Raw genomic sequence first — 23439 nt, 5'->3', positions numbered from 1 at the left:
CTCTTCATCGAAGCGAGATCGCACACGGCGAATCGCCAACACCGTTCAAGGAATCGTCTGAATGCTGGTCGTCTCACTGGGTGGCAGTCCGAGTCAACGCTCCCGTTCCGGGGTGCTGCTGGAGCGCTCCCAACGCTGGTTGCAGGAACAGGGTGTGGAGGTGGTGAGTTACCAGGTGCGGGACTTCCCGGCCGAAGACTTGCTGCACGCACGTTTCGACAGCCCGAAGGTGATCGACCTGCTGCAACAGATTGAAAACGCCGACGGCCTGCTGATCGCGACGCCGGTGTACAAGGCATCGTTCTCCGGCGCACTGAAAACCGTACTGGACCTGCTGCCCGAACGCGCCCTGGCCCACAAAGTGGTTTTGCCGATGGCTACCGGCGGCAGCATCGCCCACATGCTGGCGGTGGATTACGCACTCAAACCGGTGTTGTCGGCGTTGAAGGCCCAGGAAATGCTCCACGGGATTTTCGCTGCGGACAGCCAGATCGCTTACGGTGAAGGCAGCGCACAAGCGCAACTGGCGCCAGAGCTGGAAGAACGTTTGAACGAATCCCTGGAGCTGTTTTTCAGCGCCATGGCGCGACGGCCGAAGCCGCTCGATCCGAACCTGTTGAATGAACGTCTGTTGAGTGCTCGCTGGAGCATTTAAGCCTGCACTCAAGCCACACCTGAATTCTGAAGTACTCACCTTACTCAGCCGTCAACGGCCAAGCAGGTGCAGCCAAAACCCAACTGCAAAAAGGAGAGCGCTATGCGCACTGTCATTTTGCGTCGTGGTCTGGTCGCTCTGTTTGCTGCGGCTGTGTCCTTCGGCGCCATTACTCAAGCTCAAGCCGAGACCCTTCGGATCGGTTATCAGAAGTACGGCACGCTGGTGCTGCTCAAAGCCAAAGGCACGCTGGAAAAACGCCTCGCCGCCCAAGGCGTGGATGTGCAATGGACTGAATTCCCCGGCGGCCCGCAGCTGCTTGAGGGGCTGAATGTCGGCTCCATCGACTTCGGTGTCACCGGCGAAACGCCTCCGGTATTCGCTCAAGCGGCGGGTGCCGATCTGCTCTACGTCGCCTACGAACCGCCAGCGCCCCACAGCGAAGCGATCCTGGTGCCGAAAGACTCGCCAATCAAATCGGTGAAGGACCTCAAGGGCAAGAAAGTCGTCCTGAACAAAGGCTCCAACGTTCACTACCTGCTGGTTCGCGCGCTGGAAGACGCCGGCCTCAAATACACCGACATCCAGACCGTCTTCCTGCCCCCGGCCGATGCCCGAGCCGCGTTCGAACGTGGCAGCGTCGACGCCTGGGTGATCTGGGACCCGTACCAGGCCGCCGCCGAACAACAGCTGCAAGCGCGCACCCTGCGCGATGGCCAAGGCATCGTCGACAACCATCAGTTCTACCTGGCGACCAAACCCTACGCACAGAAAAATCCTGAGGTCATCAAGACCCTCGTGGAAGAAGTGCGCGCCGTCGGCGAGTGGTCCAAGGCCAACCCGGAAGACGTGACCCAACAGGTTTCGCCACTGCTTGGCCTGCCGGCGGACATCACCCTGACCTCGGTGAAACGCCAGGGCTACGGCGCCCTGTTCCTGACTCCTGAAGTGGTCGCCGCCCAACAGAAAATTGCCGACAGCTTCTATCAGCTCAAGCTGATTCCGAAGCCGCTGAGCATCAAAGACGTGATCTGGACGCCACCGGCGGCCGTCGCCAACGCGCAGTAATTCGATTCCCCAAGGAGACCACTCCATGAGCCTCAATATCTTCTGGTTCCTGCCTACCCACGGCGACGGCCATTACCTTGGCACCGCCGAGGGCGCTCGCGCCGTCGATCACGGTTACCTGCAACAAGTTGCGCAAGCGGCGGATCGCCTGGGCTTCGGCGGGGTGCTGATTCCCACCGGCCGCTCGTGCGAAGACTCGTGGCTGGTGGCGGCGTCGCTGATCCCGGTGACCCAGCGTCTGAAATTCCTTGTCGCACTACGCCCCGGGATCATTTCCCCGACGGTGGCCGCGCGTCAGGCCGCGACACTGGATCGCCTGTCCGGCGGTCGTGCGTTGTTCAACCTGGTGACGGGTGGCGATCCGGAAGAACTGGCCGGCGACGGTTTGTTCCTGACGCACGAAGAACGCTATCAAGCCTCGGTGGAATTCACCCGCATCTGGCGTCGTGTACTGGAAGGTGAAACCGTTGATTACGACGGTCAGCACATCAGCGTGAAGGGCGCCAAGTTGCTCTATCCGCCGATCCAGCAACCGCGTCCGCCGCTGTACTTCGGCGGCTCTTCGGAAGCGGCGCAGGACCTCGCGGCAGAGCAAGTGGAAATGGTCCTGACCTGGGGCGAGCCACCGGCCGCTGTTGCCGAGAAAATCGAACAGGTTCGCGCTAAAGCCGCGAAGCTTGGCCGCACGGTGCGCTTCGGGATTCGCCTGCATGTGATCGTTCGTGAAACCAATGCCGAAGCCTGGCAAGCGGCGGACCGACTGATCTCGCATCTGGACGACGACACGATCGCCCGTGCCCAGGCTTCACTGGCGCGCTTCGATTCCGTCGGCCAGCAACGCATGGCGGCATTGCATGGCGGCAGCCGCGACAACCTGGAAGTCAGCCCCAACCTGTGGGCGGGCGTCGGTCTGGTGCGTGGCGGTGCTGGCACCGCGTTGGTCGGCGACGGTCCGACCGTGGCCGCACGCGTGAAGGAATACGCGGACCTGGGCATCGACACCTTCATTTTTTCCGGCTATCCGCACCTCGAAGAGTCCTACCGCGTCGCGGAATTGCTGTTCCCGCATCTCGATATCGAGCGCCCCGAGCTGCCGAAAAGCGCCGGTTACGTCAGTCCGTTCGGCGAGATGGTCGCCAACGACATTCTTCCCAAAGCCGCGCCCCGGAGCTGAGGCGCGCCATGAAGAAAATCATCCACAACCTTGCGCCCTGGGTGTTGCCGGTTTTGCTGTTGGCGGTGTGGCAGTTGTCAGTGTCGGCGGGCTGGTTGTCGACACGGATCCTGCCGGCGCCGATCGCGGTGATTGAGGCCGGCGTGAGCCTGGTACGCAGCGGCGAAATCTGGACGCACCTGGCGATCAGCGGCTGGCGTGCGGCGCTGGGCTTCACCCTTGGCGGCAGCATCGGACTGGCGCTGGGCTTCATCACCGGTCTGTCGAAGTGGGGCGAACGCCTGCTCGACAGTTCGGTGCAGATGATCCGCAACGTGCCACACCTGGCGCTGATTCCACTGGTGATCCTGTGGTTCGGCATCGATGAGTCGGCGAAGATTTTTCTGGTGGCGCTGGGCACGTTGTTCCCGATCTACCTCAACACCTATCACGGCATTCGCAACGTCGATCCGGCGCTGGTGGAGATGGCACGCAGCTATGGCTTGTCCGGTTTCAGGCTGTTCCGTCAGGTGATCCTGCCGGGTGCATTGCCTTCGATTCTGGTCGGCGTGCGTTTTGCGCTGGGCTTCATGTGGCTGACCTTGATCGTCGCTGAAACCATTTCCGCGAGTGCGGGCATCGGTTACCTGGCGATGAATGCCCGGGAGTTTTTGCAGACCGACGTGGTGGTGCTGGCGATCCTGATGTATGCGGTGCTCGGCAAACTCGCCGACCTCGCAGCCCGTGGACTTGAGCGCGTCTGGCTGCGCTGGCATCCGGCGTATCAGGTTGCCAAGGGAGGTGCAGCATGACCGCTCAACAACCTCCACGCCTGCTGCGCGGTATTCCGCTGGTGGTGCGCAGGCTGCAAAAAACCTTCGGCTCGCGGCAGGTACTGCGTGAGATCGATCTGCACATTCCGGCCGGCCAGTTCGTCGCCGTGGTGGGGCGCAGCGGTTGTGGCAAAAGTACCTTGCTGCGGTTGCTCGCCGGTCTCGACAAACCCACGGGTGGTGAATTGCGCGCCGGTTCCGCACCGCTGGGCGATGCGAGGGAAGACACTCGGCTGATGTTCCAGGAAGCGCGTTTGCTGCCATGGAAAAAGGTCATCGACAACGTCGGCCTCGGGCTCAAGGGCCACTGGCGTCCGCAAGCCTTGGAAGCGCTGGAGTCAGTCGGCCTGGCAGATCGCGCCAATGACTGGCCCGCGGCGCTGTCCGGTGGCCAGAAGCAACGTGTGGCCCTGGCCCGCGCGCTGATCCATCAACCGCGGTTGCTGTTGCTCGACGAACCGCTGGGTGCACTGGATGCCCTGACCCGAATTGAAATGCAGCAGCTGATCGAACGGCTCTGGCAGAAGCACGGTTTTACCGTGTTGCTGGTGACCCACGATGTCAGCGAAGCGGTGGCGATTGCCGATCGGGTGATCCTGATCGAAGAGGGCGAAGTCGGTCTCGACCTGCACGTGGAGCTGCCGCGGCCTCGGGTTCGGGGTTCGCATCGGCTGGCGGCGCTGGAAACCGAAGTCCTCAATCGCGTCCTCGCACTGCCCGGCGAACCGCCGGAACCTGAACCTGTTTCACCCTTGCCTACGCAATTGCGTTGGGCTCAATAACTCAAGCCTCATCCAACGACAGGAATCAACATCATGACTATCAAGGCCATCAACGTTCGTAACCAGTTCAAAGGCTCGATCAAGGAAATCGTCCTGGGTGACGTGCTGTCGGAAATCGACGTGCAGACCGCTTCCGGCATTGTCACTTCGGTGATCACCACCCGTTCGGTCAAGGAGCTGGAATTGGTGGTCGGGAGCGAAGTGATTGCGTTTGTGAAATCCACCGAGGTGTCGATCGCCAAGTTGTGATCGTGTGCATGTCGAGCCACCCCGGAGGGTGTGAGCCCTTCGGGGTTTTTCATGGATGAGAATCAGTGAGTTCGGCGGTGCTGCCATCGCGGGCAGGCTCGCTCCCACAGGGATTGTTGTGGTCCACAAATGCTGTATTCGCTGTGCGAGCCTGCTCGCGATGAGGCCGTCGCAGCCGCCATAGAGATCAGGCTGAAACGGCGCGCTTCGGCAGATACGGCGGCAAATACAACCCCAGATACGCATCAAACACCCGCATCCCTTCCTCGGCCATGCGCGGCGTAATCTGCCCATGCTGTTGCACCGAGCGTGCATACACCCGATCCCCCAATTCCATGGCCAGCGCAAACACATCAACGTCTGTCGGCAGCGTCGGCAGTTCGAAGTGATGATCGAACAGCTTGTGCATCAGGTCGCCCAATTCGATGTCGTGCTGACGGTCAGCCTGGGTGACTTCGGTCAGGCCATGCTGGGCGAGGATCAACTGGCGGGCGGCGGCGTCCTCGTCGTAGATCGCGAGCATCCGTTGTTCCACCAGCCGCGACAGGTCGCGCCAGCCGTCGAGGGCGCCGTGGTCGATGGGCGCTTGCAGGCAGGCGCGGAAAGCGGCGTGGACGTCGGCGGTCAGCGCTTCGAGCAGGGCCGGGACACTGGCGAAAAAGTGGTAGACGGAGGAGGGCGGGATCTCCGCGCGTTCGGCGACACTGTAGATCGACAGGCTGGCCACACCTTCGGCAGCCAGCAGCGTGCGGGCGGCATCGAGTATCGAATCGATCCGGGCCTGGCTGCGGGCGCGGGGTTTGCGAATGGTGGCGGTGCGCGTCATTGGAGTCCTCCTGCGGGGCAGCGGGCATTGTACGCAGAGCGGGCAGATGTTCCATATCCCCTGTGGCGAGGGAGCTTGCTCCCGTTGGAGGCCGAAGGACTCCCTGTAACAGCGATACGGTTCTGTCAGACACACCTCATTGACTGTTTTGGGGCCGCTTCGCAACCCAGCGGGAGCAAGCTCCCTCGCCACAGGTTTGATGTTGGCCATAAAAAAACGCCGCAGGCTTCAATAGCCGGCGGCGTTGTTTTTACTGCAACCGCTTAAACGGTATGCAGATACCAGTTGTACTCAAGGTCGGAGATGGAGTGTTCGAACTCCTCCAGCTCACTTTCCTTGCAGGCCACGAAGATATCGATGTACTTCGGATCGATGTACTTGGCCATGACTTCGCTGTCGTCCAGCTCGCGCAACGCATCGCGCAGGTTGTTCGGCAGGCTTTGCTCGTTCTGCTCGTAGGAGTTGCCTTCCACGGGTGCGCCCGGCTCGATCTTGTTGGTCAGGCCGTGGTGCACGCCTGCCAGGACCGAAGCCATCAACAGATACGGGTTGGCGTCGGCACCGGCTACACGGTGCTCGATGCGCACGGCATCGGAAGAACCGGTCGGCACGCGGATCGCTACGGTGCGGTTGTCCAGGCCCCAGCACGGCGAATTCGGCACGTAGAACTGTGCGCCGAAACGACGGTAGGAGTTGACGTTCGGGCAGAGGAAAGCCATCTGCGCCGGCAGGGTCTCGAGCACACCGCCGATCGCGTGACGCAGTGCGGCGTTCTGCTCGGGATCCTCGCTGGCAAAAATGTTTTTGCCATCTTTATCAAGAATCGAAATGTGTACATGCAGACCGTTGCCCGCCTGGCCCGGGTAAGGCTTGGCCATGAAGGTGGTGTCCATCTCATGGTCGTAGGCGATGTTCTTGATCAGTCGCTTGAGCAGGACCGCGTAGTCGCAGGCCTTGATCGGGTCGGCCACGTGGTGCAGGTTCACTTCGAACTGCGCCGGGGCACTCTCCTTGACGATCGCGTCGGCAGGGATGCCTTGCTCTTTCGCACCTTCCAGAATGTCCTGGAGGCAGTCGACGTATTCGTCGAGGTCGTCGATCAGGTACACCTGAGTCGAATGCGGGCGTTTGCCGGAAATGGGCGAACGTGGAGGTTGCGGACGACCGTTCACGTTTTCCTGGTCGATCAGGTAGAACTCAAGCTCAAAGGCGGCGCAGATGGTCAGGCCCATCTCGTCGAACTTGGTCACGACCTGACGCAGGACTTCGCGAGGATCGGCGAAGAAAGGGTCACCTTCGAGTTCGTGCATGGTCATCAACAGTTGCGCGGTCGGGCGCTTCTGCCAGGGCTCATTGCACAGGGTGTCAGGGATTGGATAGCAGATTCGGTCAGCATCGCCGATGTCCAGGCCCAGGCCGGTGCTTTCCACCGTCGAGCCATTGATATCCAGAGCAAATAGAGAGGCCGGCAGGTTGATGCCTTTCTCGTAAACCTTGTGGAGACTGGTGCGTTCAATGCGCTTGCCGCGCACCACACCATTCATATCCGCAATCAGAAGGTCAACGTACAGAACCTCAGGATGTTCCTTAAGGAACGCGTTCGCTTCGTTAAGCTGAACGGCACGCGGGGGTACCGACATGATGCAACACCTTTGTTGTTAAAAATATCAATCATTGATCTCTTCGGGTTTCAGTCAACCCGAACGGCATGCCGAAGTCAAGCGAGGCCTTTTTTGCCCTAAAAAAGCGCCCATGAGGCTTTTTTGAGGCACTTTGGGGCGTTTTTATGCCTTTGAGCGCTTTACCGGCCGCGGGTTTGAGCGGGCCGTGTTGTATTTTTTACGGGGGTGTTGTGTAAAAAAATGAACAAGGCTAAGCTCGATTCAAACCCATAACAGCAATAATACCGGGGTGCTTCATGTCTCGCCTGCCGTTAATCGGCGTCACCATCTGCTCCAGGCAGATCGGTCTGCATGCTTATCACATCAGTGGCGATCGTTACGTCCACGCCAGGGCCCGTGTTGCCCAAGGCGTGTCGTCGACTTCTCTTTCCCCGGCGAACCGGCTGGCTCCGTCCGATATTCTGGACGGTCCGCACGACATTCTCTTTACGGCTTGTCCTTCCAATATAGAACCGTTTTACCTTGGCAGCCCGTGCAACGTGTCGGCCGCTGCTCATGATTCTGCACGCCCTGATCCTCTCTTGCTCACCCTGCCATTACCCGAGTGGGTGGTTGTGCGCGGCAATTGCAATGGCAATCTGTACCAAGCGACGCCCACGCGTCAAACAACGCCTGACTTATAAGAGTCAGGAAACTCAGCCTAAGAGGCATTTATGAGTAACAACCTCGACCAGCTCACCGATTGGTTGAAAGACCACAAGATCACAGAAGTCGAATGCATGATCGCCGACTTGACCGGGATCACCCGGGGCAAGATTTCGCCGACCAACAAGTTCATTGCTGAAAAAGGCATGCGCCTGCCCGAGAGCGTTCTGTTGCAGACCGTGACCGGCGACTATGTCGAAGACGACATCTATTACGAACTGCTCGACCCGGCGGACATCGACATGATCTGCCGGCCCGATCAGAACGCGGTTTACCTGGTGCCTTGGTCCATCGAGCCGACCGCCCAGGTGATTCACGACACCTACGACAAGCAAGGCAACCCGATCGAGCTGTCGCCGCGCAACGTGCTCAAGAAAGTGTTGAAACTCTATGCCGACAAAGGCTGGCAGCCGATCGTGGCGCCGGAGATGGAGTTCTACCTGACCAAGCGCAGCGACGACCCGGACTATCCGTTGCAACCGCCGATTGGCCGTTCCGGTCGCCCGGAAATCGGTCGTCAGTCGTTCTCGATTGAAGCGGCAAACGAATTCGATCCGCTGTTCGAAGACGTCTACGACTGGTGCGAACTGCAGGAACTGGACCTCGACACGCTGATCCACGAGGACGGCACGGCGCAGATGGAAATCAACTTCCGTCACGGCGATGCCCTGTCCCTGGCCGACCAGATCCTGATCTTCAAGCGCACCATGCGCGAAGCGGCGCTCAAGCACGATGTGGCGGCCACGTTCATGGCCAAGCCCATGACCGGCGAACCGGGCAGCGCGATGCACTTGCACCAGAGCATCATCGACATCGAAACCGGCAAGAACGTCTTCTCCAATGAAGACGGGACCATGAGCCAACTGTTCCTGCACCACATCGGTGGCCTGCAGAAACTGATCCCCGAGCTGTTGCCGCTGTTCGCGCCCAACGTGAACTCGTTCCGCCGCTTCCTGCCGGACACCTCGGCACCGGTGAACGTGGAGTGGGGCGAAGAGAACCGCACCGTGGGCCTGCGGGTTCCGGATGCCGGGCCACAAAACCGTCGGGTGGAAAACCGCCTGCCGGGCGCCGACGCCAACCCGTACCTGGCGATTGCCGCGAGCCTGCTCTGCGGTTACATCGGCATGGTCGAAGGCCTGAACCCGAGTGCGCCGGTGGTAGGACGTGGCTATGAACGCCGCAACCTGCGCCTGCCACTGACCATCGAAGACGCGCTGGAACGCATGGAAAACAGCGCGACCATCGAGAAATACCTGGGCAAGAAATTCATCACTGGCTACGTCGCGGTCAAGCGGGCCGAGCATGAAAACTTCAAGCGCGTGATCAGTTCGTGGGAGCGGGAATTCCTGCTCTTCGCCGTCTGATGCGCCGGGCGCCGCTGCACTTGGCGGCGCCCTTCACTGGAATCTTAGGAGAATTCGCATGACCAGCAACAACCCGCAAACCCGTGAATGGCAAACCCTGAGCAACGATCACCACCTGGCCCCGTTCAGCGATTTCAAGCAGCTGAAAGAGAAAGGCCCGCGGATCATCACCAACGCCAAGGGCGTTTACCTGTGGGACAGCGAAGGCAACAAGATCCTCGACGGCATGGCCGGCCTGTGGTGCGTAGCGATCGGCTACGGTCGCGATGAACTGGCGGATGCCGCCAGCAAGCAAATGCGCGAGCTGCCTTACTACAACCTATTCTTCCAGACCGCTCACCCGCCGGTGTTGGAGCTGGCCAAGGCCATCGCCGACATCGCACCTGAAGGCATGAACCACGTGTTCTTCACCGGTTCCGGTTCCGAAGGCAACGACACCATGCTGCGCATGGTTCGCCACTATTGGGCGATCAAGGGTCAGCCGAAGAAGAAAGTCATCATCAGCCGCAAGAACGGTTATCACGGTTCCACCGTGGCCGGCGCGAGCCTGGGTGGCATGACCTACATGCACGAACAGGGCGACTTGCCGATCCCGGGCATCGTCCACATCGCCCAGCCGTACTGGTTCGGTGAAGGCGGCGACATGACACCGGAAGAGTTCGGTGTGTGGGCGGCCAACCAGCTGGAAGAGAAGATTCTGGAAATCGGCGTGGACAACGTCGGTGCCTTTATTGCCGAGCCGATCCAGGGTGCCGGCGGCGTGATCATTCCGCCAGACACTTACTGGCCGCGCATCAAGGAAATCCTCGCCAAGTACGACATCCTGTTCGTGGCGGACGAAGTGATCTGTGGTTTCGGCCGCACCGGTGAGTGGTTCGGTACCGATTTCTACGACCTCAAGCCCGACATGATGACCATCGCCAAAGGCCTGACATCCGGTTACATCCCGATGGGTGGCCTGATCGTGCGTGACGAAGTGGTGGCGGTGCTCAACGAAGGCGGGGACTTCAACCACGGCTTCACCTACTCCGGTCACCCGGTAGCGGCCGCGGTAGCACTGGAAAACATCCGCATCCTGCGCGAAGAAAAAATTATCGAGCACGTTCATGCCGAAACGGCACCCTATTTGCAAAAGCGTCTACGGGAATTGAACGATCACCCGTTGGTGGGGGAAGTGCGAGGGGTCGGTCTGTTGGGGGCCATCGAACTGGTTCAGGACAAGGCCACGCGCAAACGTTACGAAGGCAAGGGCGTCGGCATGATCTGCCGTACGTTCTGCTTCGACAACGGCCTGATCATGCGTGCCGTGGGGGACACCATGATCATTGCTCCGCCACTGGTGATTACCAAGGCTGAAATCGATGAACTGGTAACCAAGGCCCGCAAGTGCCTGGACCTGACGCTGAGTGCGTTGCAGGGCTAAGTGCTAGGCTCTGAGCGGGAGTCATGAAACTTTCGCTCAGAGCAGTTCCAAAGGGTGGCCTTTCCTTGAAAGACCGCCTCGGATCTTGCCAGACTAGCCGCGGTTCCAGTTGTCCGGTTTCGGCCGCTGAACAAAGTGGTTCAAAAAAGAAAAAATTTGGAGCATTACGCATGAAGGCATTAGGAAAAAAGCTTGCTGGCAAGACACTCCTCGCCATGTCCCTGATGGGCATAATGGCGGGTGCGGTTCAGGCGGACGACAAGGTGTTGCACGTCTATAACTGGTCCGACTACATCGCTCCGGACACCATCAAGAAGTTCGAAGCCGAGTCGGGCATCAAAGTCGTTTACGACGTATTCGACAGTAACGAAACCCTGGAAGCCAAGTTGCTGGCAGGCAAGTCCGGCTACGACATCGTCGTACCGTCGAACAACTTCCTGGCCAAGCAGATCAAGGCCGGCGTTTACCAGAAGCTGGACAAGTCCAAGCTGCCTAACTGGAAGAACCTGAACACTGACCTGCTCAAAGCGGTATCGGTGAGCGACCCGGGCAACGAGCACGCCTTCCCGTACATGTGGGGTTCGATCGGTATCGGCTTCAACGCCGAGAAGGTCAAGGCTGCGCTGGGTGCCGATGCGCCAACCAATTCCTGGGACCTGCTGTTCAAACCTGAAAACGCCGCGAAGTTGAAATCGTGCGGGATCAGTTTCCTCGATTCGCCAACCGAAATGATTCCGGTGGCGTTGCACTACCTGGGCTATCCAACCGACAGCCAGGACAAAAAACAACTGGCCGAAGCCGAAGCACTGTTCCTGAAGATTCGTCCTTCGGTGGGCTACTTCCACTCGTCCAAGTACATCTCTGACCTGGCCAACGGCAACATCTGCGTAGCCGTGGGTTATTCGGGTGACATCTACCAGGCCAAGTCCCGCGCGGCTGAAGCCGGTGACAAGGTGAAAGTCAGCTACAACATTCCGAAAGAAGGTGCCGGCAGTTTCTATGACATGGTCGCCATCCCTAAAGATGCCGAAAACGTCGAAGGCGCCTACAAGTTCATGACCTTCCTGCAGAAGCCGGAAGTCATGGCCGAAATCACCAACGCCGTGCGTTTCCCGAACGGTAACGCGGCCGCCACCCCATTGGTCGAAAAAGAAATCACCGATGATCCAGGCATCTACCCGCCAGCGGACGTGCTGGCCAAGCTGTACGCGATCGCCGACTTGCCGGCCGCGACCCAGCGGATCCTGACTCGCAGCTGGACCAAGATCAAATCGGGTAAATAAGCCGGTTTGAGGTAACAACCTGTTGTCGTCGCCTGCGCGGTGACGGCAGCAGGTGTAATTAAATGACAGAAAGTTTTGCTGGAACGGTTTTTCGAGGGTAAGTTGCGCGCCGGTTTTGTTGCTGGGCAGCTACGACTGTCATGTAACGCGGGGCAACTTGGGCCCAACTAATTTTAGAGGACCTCCACTTGCCTATTTCTTCTTTGCTGCGCAATGCCCTGCTGGTCGGCGCCGGGCTGACATTCGCTGTCAGCGCCCAGGCCGCCGGCACTGTGCATATTTATAACTGGTCGGATTACATCGGCGAGACCACCCTGGCCGATTTCCAGAAAGAGACCGGCATCAAGCCGGTGTATGACGTGTTCGACTCCAACGAAACTCTGGAAGGCAAGTTGCTCGCCGGGCGTACGGGTTATGACGTGGTCGTGCCGTCCAATCACTTCCTTGGCAAGCAGATCAAGGCCGGTGCGTTCCAGAAACTCGACAAGTCGAAGTTGCCGAACTACTCGAACCTCGACCCTGTGTTGCTCAAGCGTCTGGAGCAGAACGATCCGGGCAACCTGTACGCCGTGCCGTACCTGTGGGGCACCAACGGCATCGGTTACAACGTCGACAAGATCAAGGCTGTACTGGGCGTCGACAAGATCGATTCCTGGGCGGCGGTATTCGAGCCGGAGAACATCAAGAAGCTGCACAGTTGCGGCGTGGCGTTCCTCGACTCCGCCGATGAAATGATGCCCACCGTCCTCAATTACATGGGCCTCAATGCCAACAGCACCAACCCCGAAGATTACAAGAAGGCGGAAGCCAAGTTGCTGGCCGTGCGGCCTTACGTGACCTACTTCCACTCCTCCAAATACATCGCGGACCTGGCCAACGGCGACATCTGTATCGCCATCGGTTTCTCCGGCGACATGTTCCAGGCCCGCAACCGCGCGGCGGAAGCGAAGAAAGGCGTGAACATCGCCTACTCGATTCCGAAGGAAGGCGGTGCGCTGTGGTTCGACATGCTGGCGATTCCAAAAGACTCGGCCAACGTCAAAGAGGCGCATGCGTTCATCAACTATTTGCTGAAACCTGAGGTGATCGCCCAGGTCAGTGATTACGTCGGCTACGCCAACCCTAACCCGGGGTCGGACACACTGATGGAACAGTCCATTCGCACCGACGAAGCGGTTTATCCACCGCAGGCAGTCCTCGACAAGACTTACGTGTCGATCGAGCTGCCACCAAACATTCAACGTTTGATGACCCGCAGCTGGACCAAGGTCAAGTCGGGCAAATAGCTTCAAGGCTCAAACTATCCAAGGTTGGCTCACCTTGAGCGAACTGCACTCTTTTTTTCTGGGAGTTTCGTAAATGGCAGTTGCCTCCGGCGCCTATAAGAAAGCCCTCGAGGGCGACCAGTCACCTAAACAGGTGCTGGTCAAAATCGACCGGGTCACGAAGAAGTTCGACGAGACGATTGCCGTGGACGACGTGTCCCTGGAAATCAAGAAAGGCGAGATTTTCGCCCTGCTCGGCGGTTCGGGATCGGGCAAATCTACGTTGCTGCGCATGCTCGCAGGTTTCGAGCGGCCCACGGAGGGGCGCATTTTCCTCGATGGCGTAGACATCACCGACATGCCGCCGTACGAGCGGCCGATCAACATGATGTTCCAGTCCTACGCCTTGTTCCCGCACATGACCGTGGCGCAGAACATCGCCTTCGGCCTCAAGCAGGACAAGCTGCCGGCGGCTGAAGTTGATGCTCGCGTGGCGGACATGCTCAAGCTGGTTCAGATGACGCAGTACGCCAAGCGCAAACCGCATCAGTTGTCCGGTGGCCAGCGTCAGCGTGTGGCCCTGGCGCGTTCGCTGGCCAAGCGACCGAAGTTGCTGCTGCTCGACGAACCGATGGGTGCGCTGGACAAGAAACTGCGCTCGCAAATGCAGCTGGAACTGGTCGAGATCATCGAGCGCGTCGGCGTAACCTGCGTCATGGTGACCCACGACCAGGAAGAGGCCATGACCATGGCCGAGCGCATCGCGATCATGCACCTGGGCTGGATCGCCCAGATCGGCAGCCCGATCGACATCTACGAAACCCCGACCAGCCGTCTGGTCTGCGAGTTCATCGGCAACGTCAACATCTTCGACGGTGAAGTGATCGATGACGCCGAAGGTCACGCCATCATCACCTGCAAGGACCTGGACCGGCAGATTTACGTGGGGCACGGCATCAGCACCTCGGTGCAGGACAAGTCGGTGACCTACGCGATCCGTCCGGAGAAACTGCTGGTGACCCCGACCATGCCGACCTGCGAATACAACTGGTCCAGCGGCAAGGTGCATGACATCGCCTACCTCGGCGGGCATTCGGTGTTCTACGTCGAACTGCCGAGCGGCAAGATCGTCCAGTCGTTTGTCGCCAACGCCGAGCGCCGCGGTCAGCGCCCGACCTGGGGTGACCAGGTTTACGTGTATTGGGAAGACGACAGCGGCGTGGTACTTCGCTCATGAACATGCGCAAATTCAAACGCCGCCTCAATCGAATAATTCCCGGTGGCCGTCAGCTGGTCATCGGGGTTCCGTTCATCTGGCTGTTCCTGTTCTTCATGCTGCCGTTCTTCATTGTCCTGAAGATCAGCTTTGCAGAAGCCGACGTGGCCATTCCGCCGTACACCGAGATCTACAACTTCGTTGACCAGAAGCTGCAGGTGCTACTCAACCTCGGCAACTACGCGATGCTGGCCGGCGACGAATTGTACATCGCTGCCTACCTCGGTTCGTTGAAGATGGCGCTGATCAGCACCATCCTCTGCCTGCTGATCGGTTATCCGATGGCCTACGCCATTGCCAGTGCCCGTAAAGAGATGCAAACGGTGCTGGTGCTGCTGATCATGATGCCGACCTGGACCGCGATCCTGATCCGCGTTTATGCGTGGATGGGCATCCTCAGCAACAACGGCCTGCTCAACGGTTTCCTGATGACCATGGGCTGGATCGACGAGCCGCTGCAGATTCTCAACACCAACCTGGCCGTGTATATCGGCGTGGTTTATTCGTACCTGCCGTTCATGATCCTGCCGCTCTACGCCAACCTGGTGAAGCACGACAGCAGTCTGCTGGAAGCGGCGTCCGACCTCGGCTCAAGTACGTTCAACAGCTTCTGGAAGATCACCATTCCGCTGTCCAAGAACGGCATCGTCGCCGGTTGCATGCTGGTGTTCATTCCGGTGGTGGGTGAGTTCGTGATCCCGGAACTTCTCGGTGGTCCGGAAACCCTGATGATCGGTAAAGTGCTGTGGCAAGAATTCTTCAACAACCGTGACTGGCCGGTGGCCTCTGCCCTGGCGGTGGTGATGCTGCTGATCCTGATTGTGCCGATCATCCTGTTCAACCGTAGCCAGGCCAAAGAAATGGAGGGCAAGGAATGAAGCGCTTCCGTTTCTCGAGTTTCATGCTGATAGCCGGTTTGCTGTTCATCTACGCGCCGATGCTGATCCTGGTGATCTACTCGTTCAACGCCTCGAAACTGGTGACGGTGTGGGGCGGCTGGTCGATCAAGTGGTACGTCGGGTTGATGGACAACACCCAACTGATGGGCTCGGTGGTGCGCTCGCTGGAAATCGCCTGCTACACGGCGATTGCGGCGGTGGCGCTGGGTACACTGGCGGCGTTCGTCCTGACCCGTATCACCCACTTCAAGGGCCGCACGCTGTTCGGCGGCCTGGTCACCGCGCCGTTGGTCATGCCGGAAGTGATCACCGGTCTGTCGCTGTTGCTGCTGTTCGTGGCCATGGCGCAGATGATCGGTTGGCCACAGGAACGCGGCATCGTCACCATCTGGATCGCCCACACGACGTTCTGTGCGGCGTATGTGGCGGTGGTGGTGTCGGCGCGCTTGCGTGAGCTGGACCTGTCCATCGAAGAGGCGGCCATGGACCTTGGCGCGCGGCCGTGGAAGGTGTTCTTTCTGATTACCATCCCGATGATCGCGCCTTCGTTGGGTGCGGGCGGCATGATGTCGTTTGCGCTGTCGCTGGATGACCTGGTGCTGGCGAGCTTCGTGTCGGGGCCGGGGTCGACGACCTTGCCGATGGAAGTGTTCTCGGCGGTGCGTCTGGGTGTGAAGCCTGAAATCAACGCCGTGGCCAGCCTGATTCTGCTGGCGGTGTCGCTGATGACCTTCCTGGTCTGGTTCTTCAGCCGTCGCGCCGAAGAAGCCCGCAAGCGTGCGATTCAGCAGGCCATCGAAGAAAGCGCCGCCGACTCCTGGAAGCAACCGGACGTGCGTCGCGCACAACAGGCGCCGGAAGCGGCTTAACAGCAAAAGATCGCAGCCTGCGGCAGCTCCTACATTCCCATGTAGAAGCTGCCGCACGCTGCGATCTTTTGATTTTTTAGTTCAGGAAACCCAAGGCGATTTGCGGATGATCTCGACGAAGTTCATCGGCTTGAAGCCCGGTTCGCTGTCCACCAGCACGTCCGCATTCACCGTACCGAACGTGGTATCCGGCTTGTGTTTGAAGCCGTTGGCGAACGCACAAAGAATGCACTCCTTGAACCCTTCACCCCGCGGATGCGCGTGCACCACCGCTTCGCGCTGCACGGTGGGGAACGCCGCATAGTCGATACCCAGCACGTCCATTTCAACACCCGCGGTTACCAGCGCCACGTTTGGACGCAGATGTTGTGGCACGCCCGGTGTGGTGTGCAGGGCGATCGACAACCACACTTGCTCGAGGTCGTCATCGCTCAGTCCGTAAGGTTGGAGGAACGCTTTGGCGGCGTTGGCGCTATCGACTTCGAAGCGTTCGTCGTCCGTGCGATGGCCTTCCACCAGACCCAGGTCATGGAACATGGCGCCGACGTACAACAGCTCGGGGTTGTAGGCCAGTTGCTTGCGTTCACCGCTGAGCGCGCCGAACAGAAACACCCGGCGCGAGTGGTGGTAAAGCAGGTCGGATTCGACGTCGCGAATGTATTCCGTGGTGGCTCGGGCCAACGCGCTGTCAGGGATTTTGATACCGGCGATGGTGCTGCTCATGGTGGTGTCCTCGTGGCGAACGCCGTGGCGGCGCTGATGGGACAAGTCTGTTCCGGCCGCCAAGACCGGACAATCGATCCATGGCTGCGATCCTTGCCAATGAGCATGCATATCGCGCCAGCCTCGCTTGTTGGGCGTGGATTGGCTACGGTGAGTCGCAGCGTGGAAGCTATTTGTGGCGAGGGAGCTTGCTCCCGCCGGGCCGCGAATCGACCCCAATAACTGCAACCGAATTCCGTCAGGCACACCGCATCCGATGGTTTTGCGACGGCTGCGCAGTCGAGCGGGAGCAAGCTCCCTCGCCACAGGCATACGTGATCCTTAGAGGCGTTTTGAACCATGAGTAAAACCGTTGCCATCGTGGTCTTCGCTGGCGTCCAGTCCCTGGACGTCACCGGTCCCATGGATGTGTTTTCCGAGGCCAATCGTTTCCTGGCGCCGGAGGATCACTATCGGCTGGAGGTGATTGGCGTCGAGCGCGGGATGATGCCGTGTTCCAACGGTTTGTCGCTGAACGCCCATCGGCATTTCAGCGAGGCGCTGGAGGCGTACGACTTGTTGCTGGTGGCCGGAGGACCGCAGTTGCCCTTCATGGATTTCGGCGCAGCCTTCGATGCCTGGCTGCGGGATGCCAGCGCACTGGCGCAACGTTTCGGCTCGATCTGCAACGGCGCGTTCATGCTCGCCCGCGCCGGGTTGCTCGAGGGGCGAACGGTGACGACTCATTGGGGCGATGCCGCGGCGCTCGCTGCGTTGTGTCCTTCGACTCAGGTCGAGGCTGATCGCCTGTACGTGCAGGACGGTGAGTTGTACACCTCGGCCGGCGTCACCGCGGGAATAGATCTGTCGTTGTACCTGCTGGCCCGGGATCACGGGCCGGAAGTTGCACTGAATGTGGCCAAGCGGCTGGTGGTGTTCACCCAGCGTTCGGGCGGACAGTCACAGTTCAGCCCATTCCTGACACCCCACGCCGAACCGACGTCGGCGGTGGCGATGGTTCAGCATTACGTACTGGCCAACCTGACCGGCGATCTGACCATTGCCGACCTGGCCAACGCGGCCAACATGAGCGCGCGCAACTTTTCCCGGGTGTTTGCCAAAGAGGCGAAAGTCACCCCGGCGGAATTTGTCGAACGGGCGAGGGTGGATGCCGCGCGGGTGATGCTGGAAAGCACATCGGCGCCGCTGAAGACCGTTGCCTACCAGTGCGGATTTCGTGATGCCCAGCACATGCGCAGTGTGTTCAATCGCCGGTTGGGCGTGACACCGCAGCAGTTCAGGTTGAATTTTTCGGCAATGGTTTGAGCCATGAATATGCGTCGCTCTTGCCGGCCTCATCGCTAGCAGGCTAGCTCCCACACTGGATCTGCGTGCTGGCAGCTAGCCTGCTAGCGATGAGGCCAGTCCAGCCAATACGAATCTACTGCGCAGCCCGCGCCGGCAATAGCTTCAACGTGCTCCGTGTATTGGCCGTCACTTCCTCATCATTGAGATGCGCCTGGAAGTACATCCCTTCGACATACGCCTCCGCCTGATCCTCGTAATGCCGGTCAAACGGCACACCACTCTGGCCCACCGGGTTCACGGTCAGGCTGTGCGCCGGGTCGGCGAAATCGATCAGGCGCCGGGTCGATGGTCCATACGTGACCGGCCATGGCGCCGGCCCGATTTTGGCCGAGAGGTTGTTTGGCACTTCATGGGTACCGGGCGCCGCGAACGGCCCGACATTGAAAATCCGGTCCAGCGGCTTCTGCTGCCCCAGTGGATGACCATGGGTCAGCGTATGCGCCTTGCCCCACTGCCATTGCGCGAAATCCGCACCCAGGGTGGTCTTGAGGTGAGCAATGCTCGCTTGCCACGCCACCCTGACCGTATCGGCGCGCGTTTCCTTGCCGAGGGTGTTGCGGTTGTCCCACCACGGCGAATCAGCGTTCGCCGCCAGACGAGGCAGCGCAGCGTCGATCACCCGCGTCGAAAGCAGCGTTTCGAAAAAGTCGTTGCCCAGTTCATCGTGCATCGATGCGTCGGCGAGGTTGAACAGGAGCTGGTTGAACAGCGTGGCGCTGGTTGAATCCAGCGGGTAATCACCTTTCCACTGAGCCAGTTGCTCCACCAGTTTGAGTTCGGCGGAGTCGCTCACCACTTCACGCAACACCGGCAACAATGGCGCGAGCAAGCGCGGGCCGTAAGCAGTGGTGGTGCCCAATTGCAACTTCTGGCTGGTCTCCAGATCCCACTTGACGGTTTTGTCGCCGAGCTGGCGATTGAGCTGCTGACCTCGATCGGCGAGGTTGTAGTAACCGGGAATCTCCATGCCGGTCGGCGACACGGGCTGGAAGTTGGCCGAGACGATGTAGCCCCGTGCCGGGTTCTCTTCCTGGGGGTTGGCGCTGAAGGGGTAGAAGCCGTCCTTGTCCGATTCGGCGCTGCTGCCGTCAAGGATGAACCAGGGCCGAACACCGGCGGGCCGTTTCGGCAATTGCGCCGCTGCCCACCAGCCGATGTCGCCCTTGGCATTGGCCCAAACGATGTTCAGGCCGGGTGCCTGGACCTTGGCGGCGGCACTGCGCGCCTTGGCCAGGGTGTCGGCGCGGTTGAGCTGATAAAAACCTTCGAGAATCGGATTCTGGCTTTCGAGAAAGCCCCACCACATGGCAATTGGCGTTTTGCCGACGCTGTTGCCCAGCGCATCGTTGACGATCGGCCCATGGGGCGACTGGCGCAGCACCAATGTCACGGGCGCCTGGCCCTTGACCGCGATCTGCTGCTCGCTGGTGACCATGTCCACCCACTTGCCGCGATACCAGACCTGATTGGGGTTATCCGGGTTGACCTTCTCGGCGATCAGGTCGAGGTCGTCGTTCTGGAACATGGTGATGCTCCAGCCGAAGTCGCGGTTCATCCCCAGCGAGGCGAACGGCATCAACGCCTGATAGTGACCGTAGAGTTCGAAGCCCGGTGCCGAGAGTTGTGCTTCGTACCACACCGACGGCGCGGAAAAGCGGATATGCGGGTCACCCGCCAGCAGCGGCTTGCCGCTTTTGGTGTGGTTGCCGGAGACCACCCAGGCGTTGCTGCCCTCGAACTGTGGCAAGCCGTTGTCTGCCAGCGCCTGCTCGCTCAGGCGGGCGAGGGCGTTGAGGTCTTTCCAGTCGGCGCTGGCGAGGGGTGGCATGGCGCCGCCGGGGTTTTTCGCCAGCACGCCTTTGGGCTGCCAATCGAGATCGAAAACGTTCAGGTACTCGGCGCCCAACTGATCGCGCACGTACGTCAGCAACGGTTCAGTACGAAACGCCGCGGCAAAACTGTAGGCCATGTATCCGGCGATGCTGATGGTGTCCTGCGCGGTGAACGGGCGTTTTGATATGCCCAGCGCATCGAACTCGGCGGGTTTTGCATGACCGTCCTGATACTGGTTGATGCCATCCAGATAGGCCTGCATGGCAATGAAAGACGGGGACTGTTTGTCCAGATTGGCGAGGTAGGTTTCGGCGCGTTCGCGAATCCGCAGGCTGCGCATCAGTTTGTCGGTGTCGAGCAGTTTCGGGCCCAGCACTTCGGCCAGTTCACCGCGGGCGAGGCGACGCAGGATTTCCATCTGGAACAGCCTGTCCTGGGCGTGCACATAGCCGAGGGCGCGGTACAGGTCGGTCTCGTTTTCGGCGCGGATGTGCGGGATGCCGCGCTCGTCGTAACGGACGGTGACGGAGCCTTGCAGGTGTTGCAACTCAACCATGCCCTGGCGTGTCGGCTGCTTGCTGTAGACGTACCAGCCGGCGCCTGCGGCGAGCACGACAATCAGCAGGACGAGCGCAGTCAGGAGGCGTTTCATGGTGATTCCTTGTTCTTGTTATGAGTGGCAGCAATTCCCTGGCATCACTGTTTAACATGGCCTGCCGAATCGGCCCATCACCCGTAGGAGGGATTCTTGTTGCCTGACCTGTCGCTACTTTGTTGTATCGACTGGCCACGGGCAGTAACACCCGACTGCCAGGGTGTGCGTGGCATTCACCGCGCGGCCGGCGTTCAACGCTTGCAGGATCGGTTCGATAAAGCTGTTGCTCGAATTGCAGGTCAGGCCTTCGCTGTAAGGGCCGAAGTAGGCGAGCTTGCCGCTGCGATCCCAGATCGCCACGGCCGGGCTGGCCGGGATCTGTTCCGAGCCTGGGAGGACGGTGATGGTTTTCAGGCTGCTCAAGGTGCTGGGCAACTGGCCGTGGCTGCCGGGCTTTTGTACCGCATAGAACTCGACGCCCTGCGCAGCGTACTGCTCGACCAGTTCGCTCAGGTGTTGCTGATTGCCGACGTTGCACGGGCAGGCCGGGTCCCAGAAATGCACGAGGCGGATGGCGCCGGGGCCGGCGAGGGTGTCGGGCAGGCGCAACGGGTCGCCGGAAAATACCGCGGTGTGCTCGCTGAACGCGCGCAGATAGCGTCCCTGAAACCAGTCGTAAGCCGACCACAACACACCGGCACACACGAGGGCGATCAGGCTGGCAAGCAGTGGGGTGCGGTAGGGCAAGCGCATGGGTGTCGATCCTCGAAGGTCGCCCAGCTTGCCATGCTTGCCGCGACAGATGAATATCGCAGGCTTATAAAGTCTGCTTCGTGCTCTGGAATCGCCCATGTCCGCCACTTTCGACCCTGATCATCTGCGTGCCGGCCTGCGCCCTCTGGCCGAGTGGCAGCCGCTGTCCGTGGAGGCGCTGGCGTACCAGCGGTTCTACGGCGTGGATTTTCCAGGGCGTCAGTTGCGCAGGGGCCTGGGGCGTTTCGAGGTGGACGGTTATGAGCTGGTCAGCCAGCTCTGGTGGCCGGAGCGGGCGAAGGCCACGTTGTTTGTGTTTCACGGTTTCTACGATCACACCGGGCTTTACCGGCATGTGATCGAATGGGCCCTGGATCAGGGGTTTGCGGTGATTGCCTGCGACTTGCCGGGGCACGGTCTGTCCAGCGGCGAACGGGCGAGCATCAAGGATTTCGCCGAGTATCAGGACACTCTGCAAGGGCTGTTTGCCGAGGCGCAATCCCTCGATCTGCCGCAACCGTGGCACCTGTGCGGGCAGAGTACCGGTGGCGCCATCGTGATCGATCATGTGTTGAATGAAGGTGCGAACAGCCCGGCACAGGGTCAGGTGATTCTGTTGTCGCCGCTGGTGAGGCCGCGGGCCTGGGGGTGGTCACAGCTCAGTTATTACCTGCTCAAACCTTTCGTCAAAGCCATCGCCCGGCGCTTCAGCGAGAACTCCAACGACCCGGATTTCCTGCCATTCCTGCAAGCCGACCCGTTGCAGCCGCTGCGCCTGCCAACAGCGTGGGTCGGCGCGCTGGCGCGCTGGATCAAGCGCATCGAGGCCGCACCCGGCAGCATGCGCCAGCCGCTGATCGTGCAGGGGCAGGCGGACATGACGGTGGATTGGAAGCACAACCTTGAAGTGTTGAAAACCAAGTTCGATCGGCCGCAGGTGCTGATGTTGCCGCAGGCTCGGCATCATTTGGCGAATGAGACCTTGGCGTTGCGGGGGGAGTATTTCGGGTTTTTGACGAAGCGGATCAAAGGCCGGAATCTTTAGCGTTTGTTCGGGCCTCATCGCGAGCAGGCTCGCTCCCACAGTTGACCGAGTTGCTTGGGAAAACCGGTCTAATGTGTGCGAGCCTATCTGATGCCGAAGATTACTGGTTGAGGCTCGAAGGATTCTGCCCCACCGCCAACCCCGCCCGAATCGCCGCCAACGCCGCCTGGTAATACGCCTTGCCTTCAGCCGACTCGGCAAACGTGGCGAACTCCTCCAGCTCGTCATCCGACAGGTCGCGATAGACATACAGCAACGTGTTGTTCAGGTCGCTGCCGATCTGCTCCATCAAGCGCTGACGCTGACCGTTCAACAGGCCTTGCGCCTGACCGCCGCCGAGCAGGCCGGGGATCATCGAACTCAAGCTGTCGGCCGCGACGCCGGCAATCGCCAGGCTGACTTCCGCGCCGGCCTCGCGCGCGGGCAAGGCCTGGGCGAGGTGACCGATGATCAGCATGCGGTTGTCGCTGGCCTGAATCTTCGGCAGGCCCTTGGCGTTCTTCGCCAACTGATCACGACGGGTCGCCAGCAGTTCGGCGGCCACGATTTTCTTGCCCAGCGGCGACTGGAAGAAGGTCAGTGCCGGCTTCGGATCAGCAAGGGTTTTGCGCAATTGCGCTTCGGCGCGCTGGTCCACGGCCTGCGGGGCAAAGCGCTGATTGCTGTTATTCACCAGCGCTTGAAACACGGCGGGCGGCAGGCTGTTCTGGTAACGCTGCTGAGCGGCTGAGAGAGCATCGTTGAAATGCGCGCGTTGTTCTGGCCAGCCGGCGACCTTGTACAACTGGTCGTGGCCGTCTGCCCAGGCGGGCAAAACGCAGAACATCAGCAGTGAGAAAAGCAAACGGCGCATAGGGACTCCTGTCAG

General features: G+C 60.2%; 22 protein-coding genes. 16 read left to right on the top strand and 6 right to left on the bottom strand.

The window, feature by feature from the left end:
• The first annotated feature begins 61 nt into the window (after window positions 1–61).
• The 6 genes from ssuE to B723_RS03410 all read left to right on the top strand — a co-directional run bounded on the left by ssuE (window position 62) and on the right by B723_RS03410 (window position 4740).
• A complete protein-coding gene (gene ssuE, locus B723_RS03435; protein WP_017341364.1) occupies window positions 62–655 on the top strand; it encodes an NADPH-dependent FMN reductase in 594 nt (197 codons plus the stop codon).
• A 102-nt stretch (window positions 656–757) separates the two neighbouring features.
• A complete protein-coding gene (locus B723_RS03430; RefSeq protein ID WP_017341363.1) occupies window positions 758–1723 on the top strand; it encodes a sulfonate ABC transporter substrate-binding protein in 966 nt (321 codons plus the stop codon).
• Between the two features lie 25 nt (window positions 1724–1748).
• Window positions 1749–2897, top strand: a complete 1149-nt coding sequence (ssuD, locus tag B723_RS03425; protein WP_017341362.1) for an FMNH2-dependent alkanesulfonate monooxygenase — start codon at window positions 1749–1751, stop codon at window positions 2895–2897.
• Between the two features lie 8 nt (window positions 2898–2905).
• On the top strand, window positions 2906–3688 hold the full coding sequence (gene ssuC / locus B723_RS03420; RefSeq protein WP_017341361.1) for an aliphatic sulfonate ABC transporter permease SsuC: 783 nt from the start codon (window positions 2906–2908) through the stop codon (window positions 3686–3688).
• Entirely contained in the window at window positions 3685–4491 is an 807-nt protein-coding gene (ssuB, locus tag B723_RS03415; protein ID WP_017341360.1) for an aliphatic sulfonates ABC transporter ATP-binding protein, read from the top strand. Before ssuC ends, ssuB begins: the two co-directional genes overlap by 4 nt.
• Before the next feature lie 33 nt (window positions 4492–4524).
• Window positions 4525–4740, top strand: coding sequence for a TOBE domain-containing protein (locus B723_RS03410; protein WP_003229256.1), 216 nt, complete (start codon window positions 4525–4527; stop codon window positions 4738–4740).
• 187 nt (window positions 4741–4927) lie between these two features.
• On the opposite strand, the gene B723_RS03405 is transcribed toward B723_RS03410, so the two are convergent.
• Both B723_RS03405 and B723_RS03400 read right to left on the bottom strand, forming a co-directional pair.
• Window positions 4928–5566, bottom strand: coding sequence for a TetR/AcrR family transcriptional regulator (locus B723_RS03405; protein WP_017341359.1), 639 nt, complete (start codon window positions 5564–5566; stop codon window positions 4928–4930).
• 263 nt (window positions 5567–5829) lie between these two features.
• Complete coding sequence (locus B723_RS03400) at window positions 5830–7206, bottom strand: glutamine synthetase family protein (protein WP_017341358.1); 1377 nt, start codon at window positions 7204–7206, stop codon at window positions 5830–5832.
• Window positions 7207–7484: 278 nt separating this feature from the next.
• Between B723_RS03400 and B723_RS31855 the strand changes: the two genes are divergently transcribed.
• From B723_RS31855 to B723_RS03365, 8 genes are all read left to right on the top strand, one after another.
• Window positions 7485–7871 carry a gamma-glutamyl-gamma-aminobutyrate hydrolase family protein gene (locus B723_RS31855; RefSeq protein WP_238588304.1) on the top strand — a complete coding sequence of 129 codons (387 nt, stop codon included), beginning with the start codon at window positions 7485–7487 and terminating at the stop codon, window positions 7869–7871.
• A 30-nt stretch (window positions 7872–7901) separates the two neighbouring features.
• The gene (locus B723_RS03395) at window positions 7902–9260 is read left to right on the top strand and encodes a glutamine synthetase family protein (RefSeq protein WP_017341357.1); all 1359 of its coding nucleotides are present in this window, start codon (window positions 7902–7904) and stop codon (window positions 9258–9260) included.
• 58 nt (window positions 9261–9318) lie between these two features.
• On the top strand, window positions 9319–10683 hold the full coding sequence (locus tag B723_RS03390; RefSeq protein ID WP_017341356.1) for an aspartate aminotransferase family protein: 1365 nt from the start codon (window positions 9319–9321) through the stop codon (window positions 10681–10683).
• Window positions 10684–10853: 170 nt separating this feature from the next.
• Window positions 10854–11966 carry a polyamine ABC transporter substrate-binding protein gene (locus B723_RS03385; protein WP_017341355.1) on the top strand — a complete coding sequence of 371 codons (1113 nt, stop codon included), beginning with the start codon at window positions 10854–10856 and terminating at the stop codon, window positions 11964–11966.
• A gap of 188 nt (window positions 11967–12154) precedes the next feature.
• On the top strand, window positions 12155–13252 hold the full coding sequence (locus B723_RS03380; protein WP_031319171.1) for a polyamine ABC transporter substrate-binding protein: 1098 nt from the start codon (window positions 12155–12157) through the stop codon (window positions 13250–13252).
• A gap of 73 nt (window positions 13253–13325) precedes the next feature.
• Window positions 13326–14468, top strand: coding sequence for an ABC transporter ATP-binding protein (locus B723_RS03375; protein WP_017341353.1), 1143 nt, complete (start codon window positions 13326–13328; stop codon window positions 14466–14468).
• On the top strand, window positions 14465–15385 hold the full coding sequence (locus B723_RS03370; RefSeq protein WP_017341352.1) for an ABC transporter permease subunit: 921 nt from the start codon (window positions 14465–14467) through the stop codon (window positions 15383–15385). Before B723_RS03375 ends, B723_RS03370 begins: the two co-directional genes overlap by 4 nt.
• Window positions 15382–16275, top strand: coding sequence for an ABC transporter permease subunit (locus B723_RS03365; RefSeq protein WP_052909675.1), 894 nt, complete (start codon window positions 15382–15384; stop codon window positions 16273–16275). The genes B723_RS03370 and B723_RS03365 overlap by 4 nt, the downstream gene beginning before the upstream one ends.
• Before the next feature lie 81 nt (window positions 16276–16356).
• On the opposite strand, the gene B723_RS03360 is transcribed toward B723_RS03365, so the two are convergent.
• Window positions 16357–16998 carry an HD domain-containing protein gene (locus B723_RS03360; protein WP_017341350.1) on the bottom strand — a complete coding sequence of 214 codons (642 nt, stop codon included), beginning with the start codon at window positions 16996–16998 and terminating at the stop codon, window positions 16357–16359.
• Between the two features lie 339 nt (window positions 16999–17337).
• Between B723_RS03360 and B723_RS03355 the strand changes: the two genes are divergently transcribed.
• Entirely contained in the window at window positions 17338–18303 is a 966-nt protein-coding gene (locus B723_RS03355; RefSeq protein ID WP_017341349.1) for a GlxA family transcriptional regulator, read from the top strand.
• Window positions 18304–18418: 115 nt separating this feature from the next.
• Here B723_RS03355 and B723_RS03350 read toward each other — a convergent pair whose 3' ends face one another.
• Complete coding sequence (locus B723_RS03350) at window positions 18419–20830, bottom strand: penicillin acylase family protein (protein WP_017341348.1); 2412 nt, start codon at window positions 20828–20830, stop codon at window positions 18419–18421.
• A gap of 114 nt (window positions 20831–20944) precedes the next feature.
• Window positions 20945–21526, bottom strand: coding sequence for a DUF6436 domain-containing protein (locus B723_RS03345; RefSeq protein WP_017341347.1), 582 nt, complete (start codon window positions 21524–21526; stop codon window positions 20945–20947).
• Window positions 21527–21623: 97 nt separating this feature from the next.
• On the opposite strand from B723_RS03345, the gene B723_RS03340 reads away from it, so the two are divergent.
• Window positions 21624–22571 carry an alpha/beta hydrolase gene (locus tag B723_RS03340; protein ID WP_017341346.1) on the top strand — a complete coding sequence of 316 codons (948 nt, stop codon included), beginning with the start codon at window positions 21624–21626 and terminating at the stop codon, window positions 22569–22571.
• A gap of 100 nt (window positions 22572–22671) precedes the next feature.
• Here B723_RS03340 and B723_RS03335 read toward each other — a convergent pair whose 3' ends face one another.
• Complete coding sequence (locus B723_RS03335; RefSeq protein ID WP_017341345.1) at window positions 22672–23424, bottom strand: DUF2059 domain-containing protein; 753 nt, start codon at window positions 23422–23424, stop codon at window positions 22672–22674.
• Window positions 23425–23439: the final 15 nt, after the last annotated feature.

Origin of the sequence: Pseudomonas fluorescens NCIMB 11764 (assembly GCF_000293885.2) — a bacterium.
In the GTDB taxonomy this organism is placed as follows: domain Bacteria; phylum Pseudomonadota; class Gammaproteobacteria; order Pseudomonadales; family Pseudomonadaceae; genus Aquipseudomonas; species Aquipseudomonas fluorescens_B.
The sequence above is the reverse complement of the archived record's forward strand: the minus strand, read 5'-3'. Positions and strand labels throughout refer to the sequence as shown.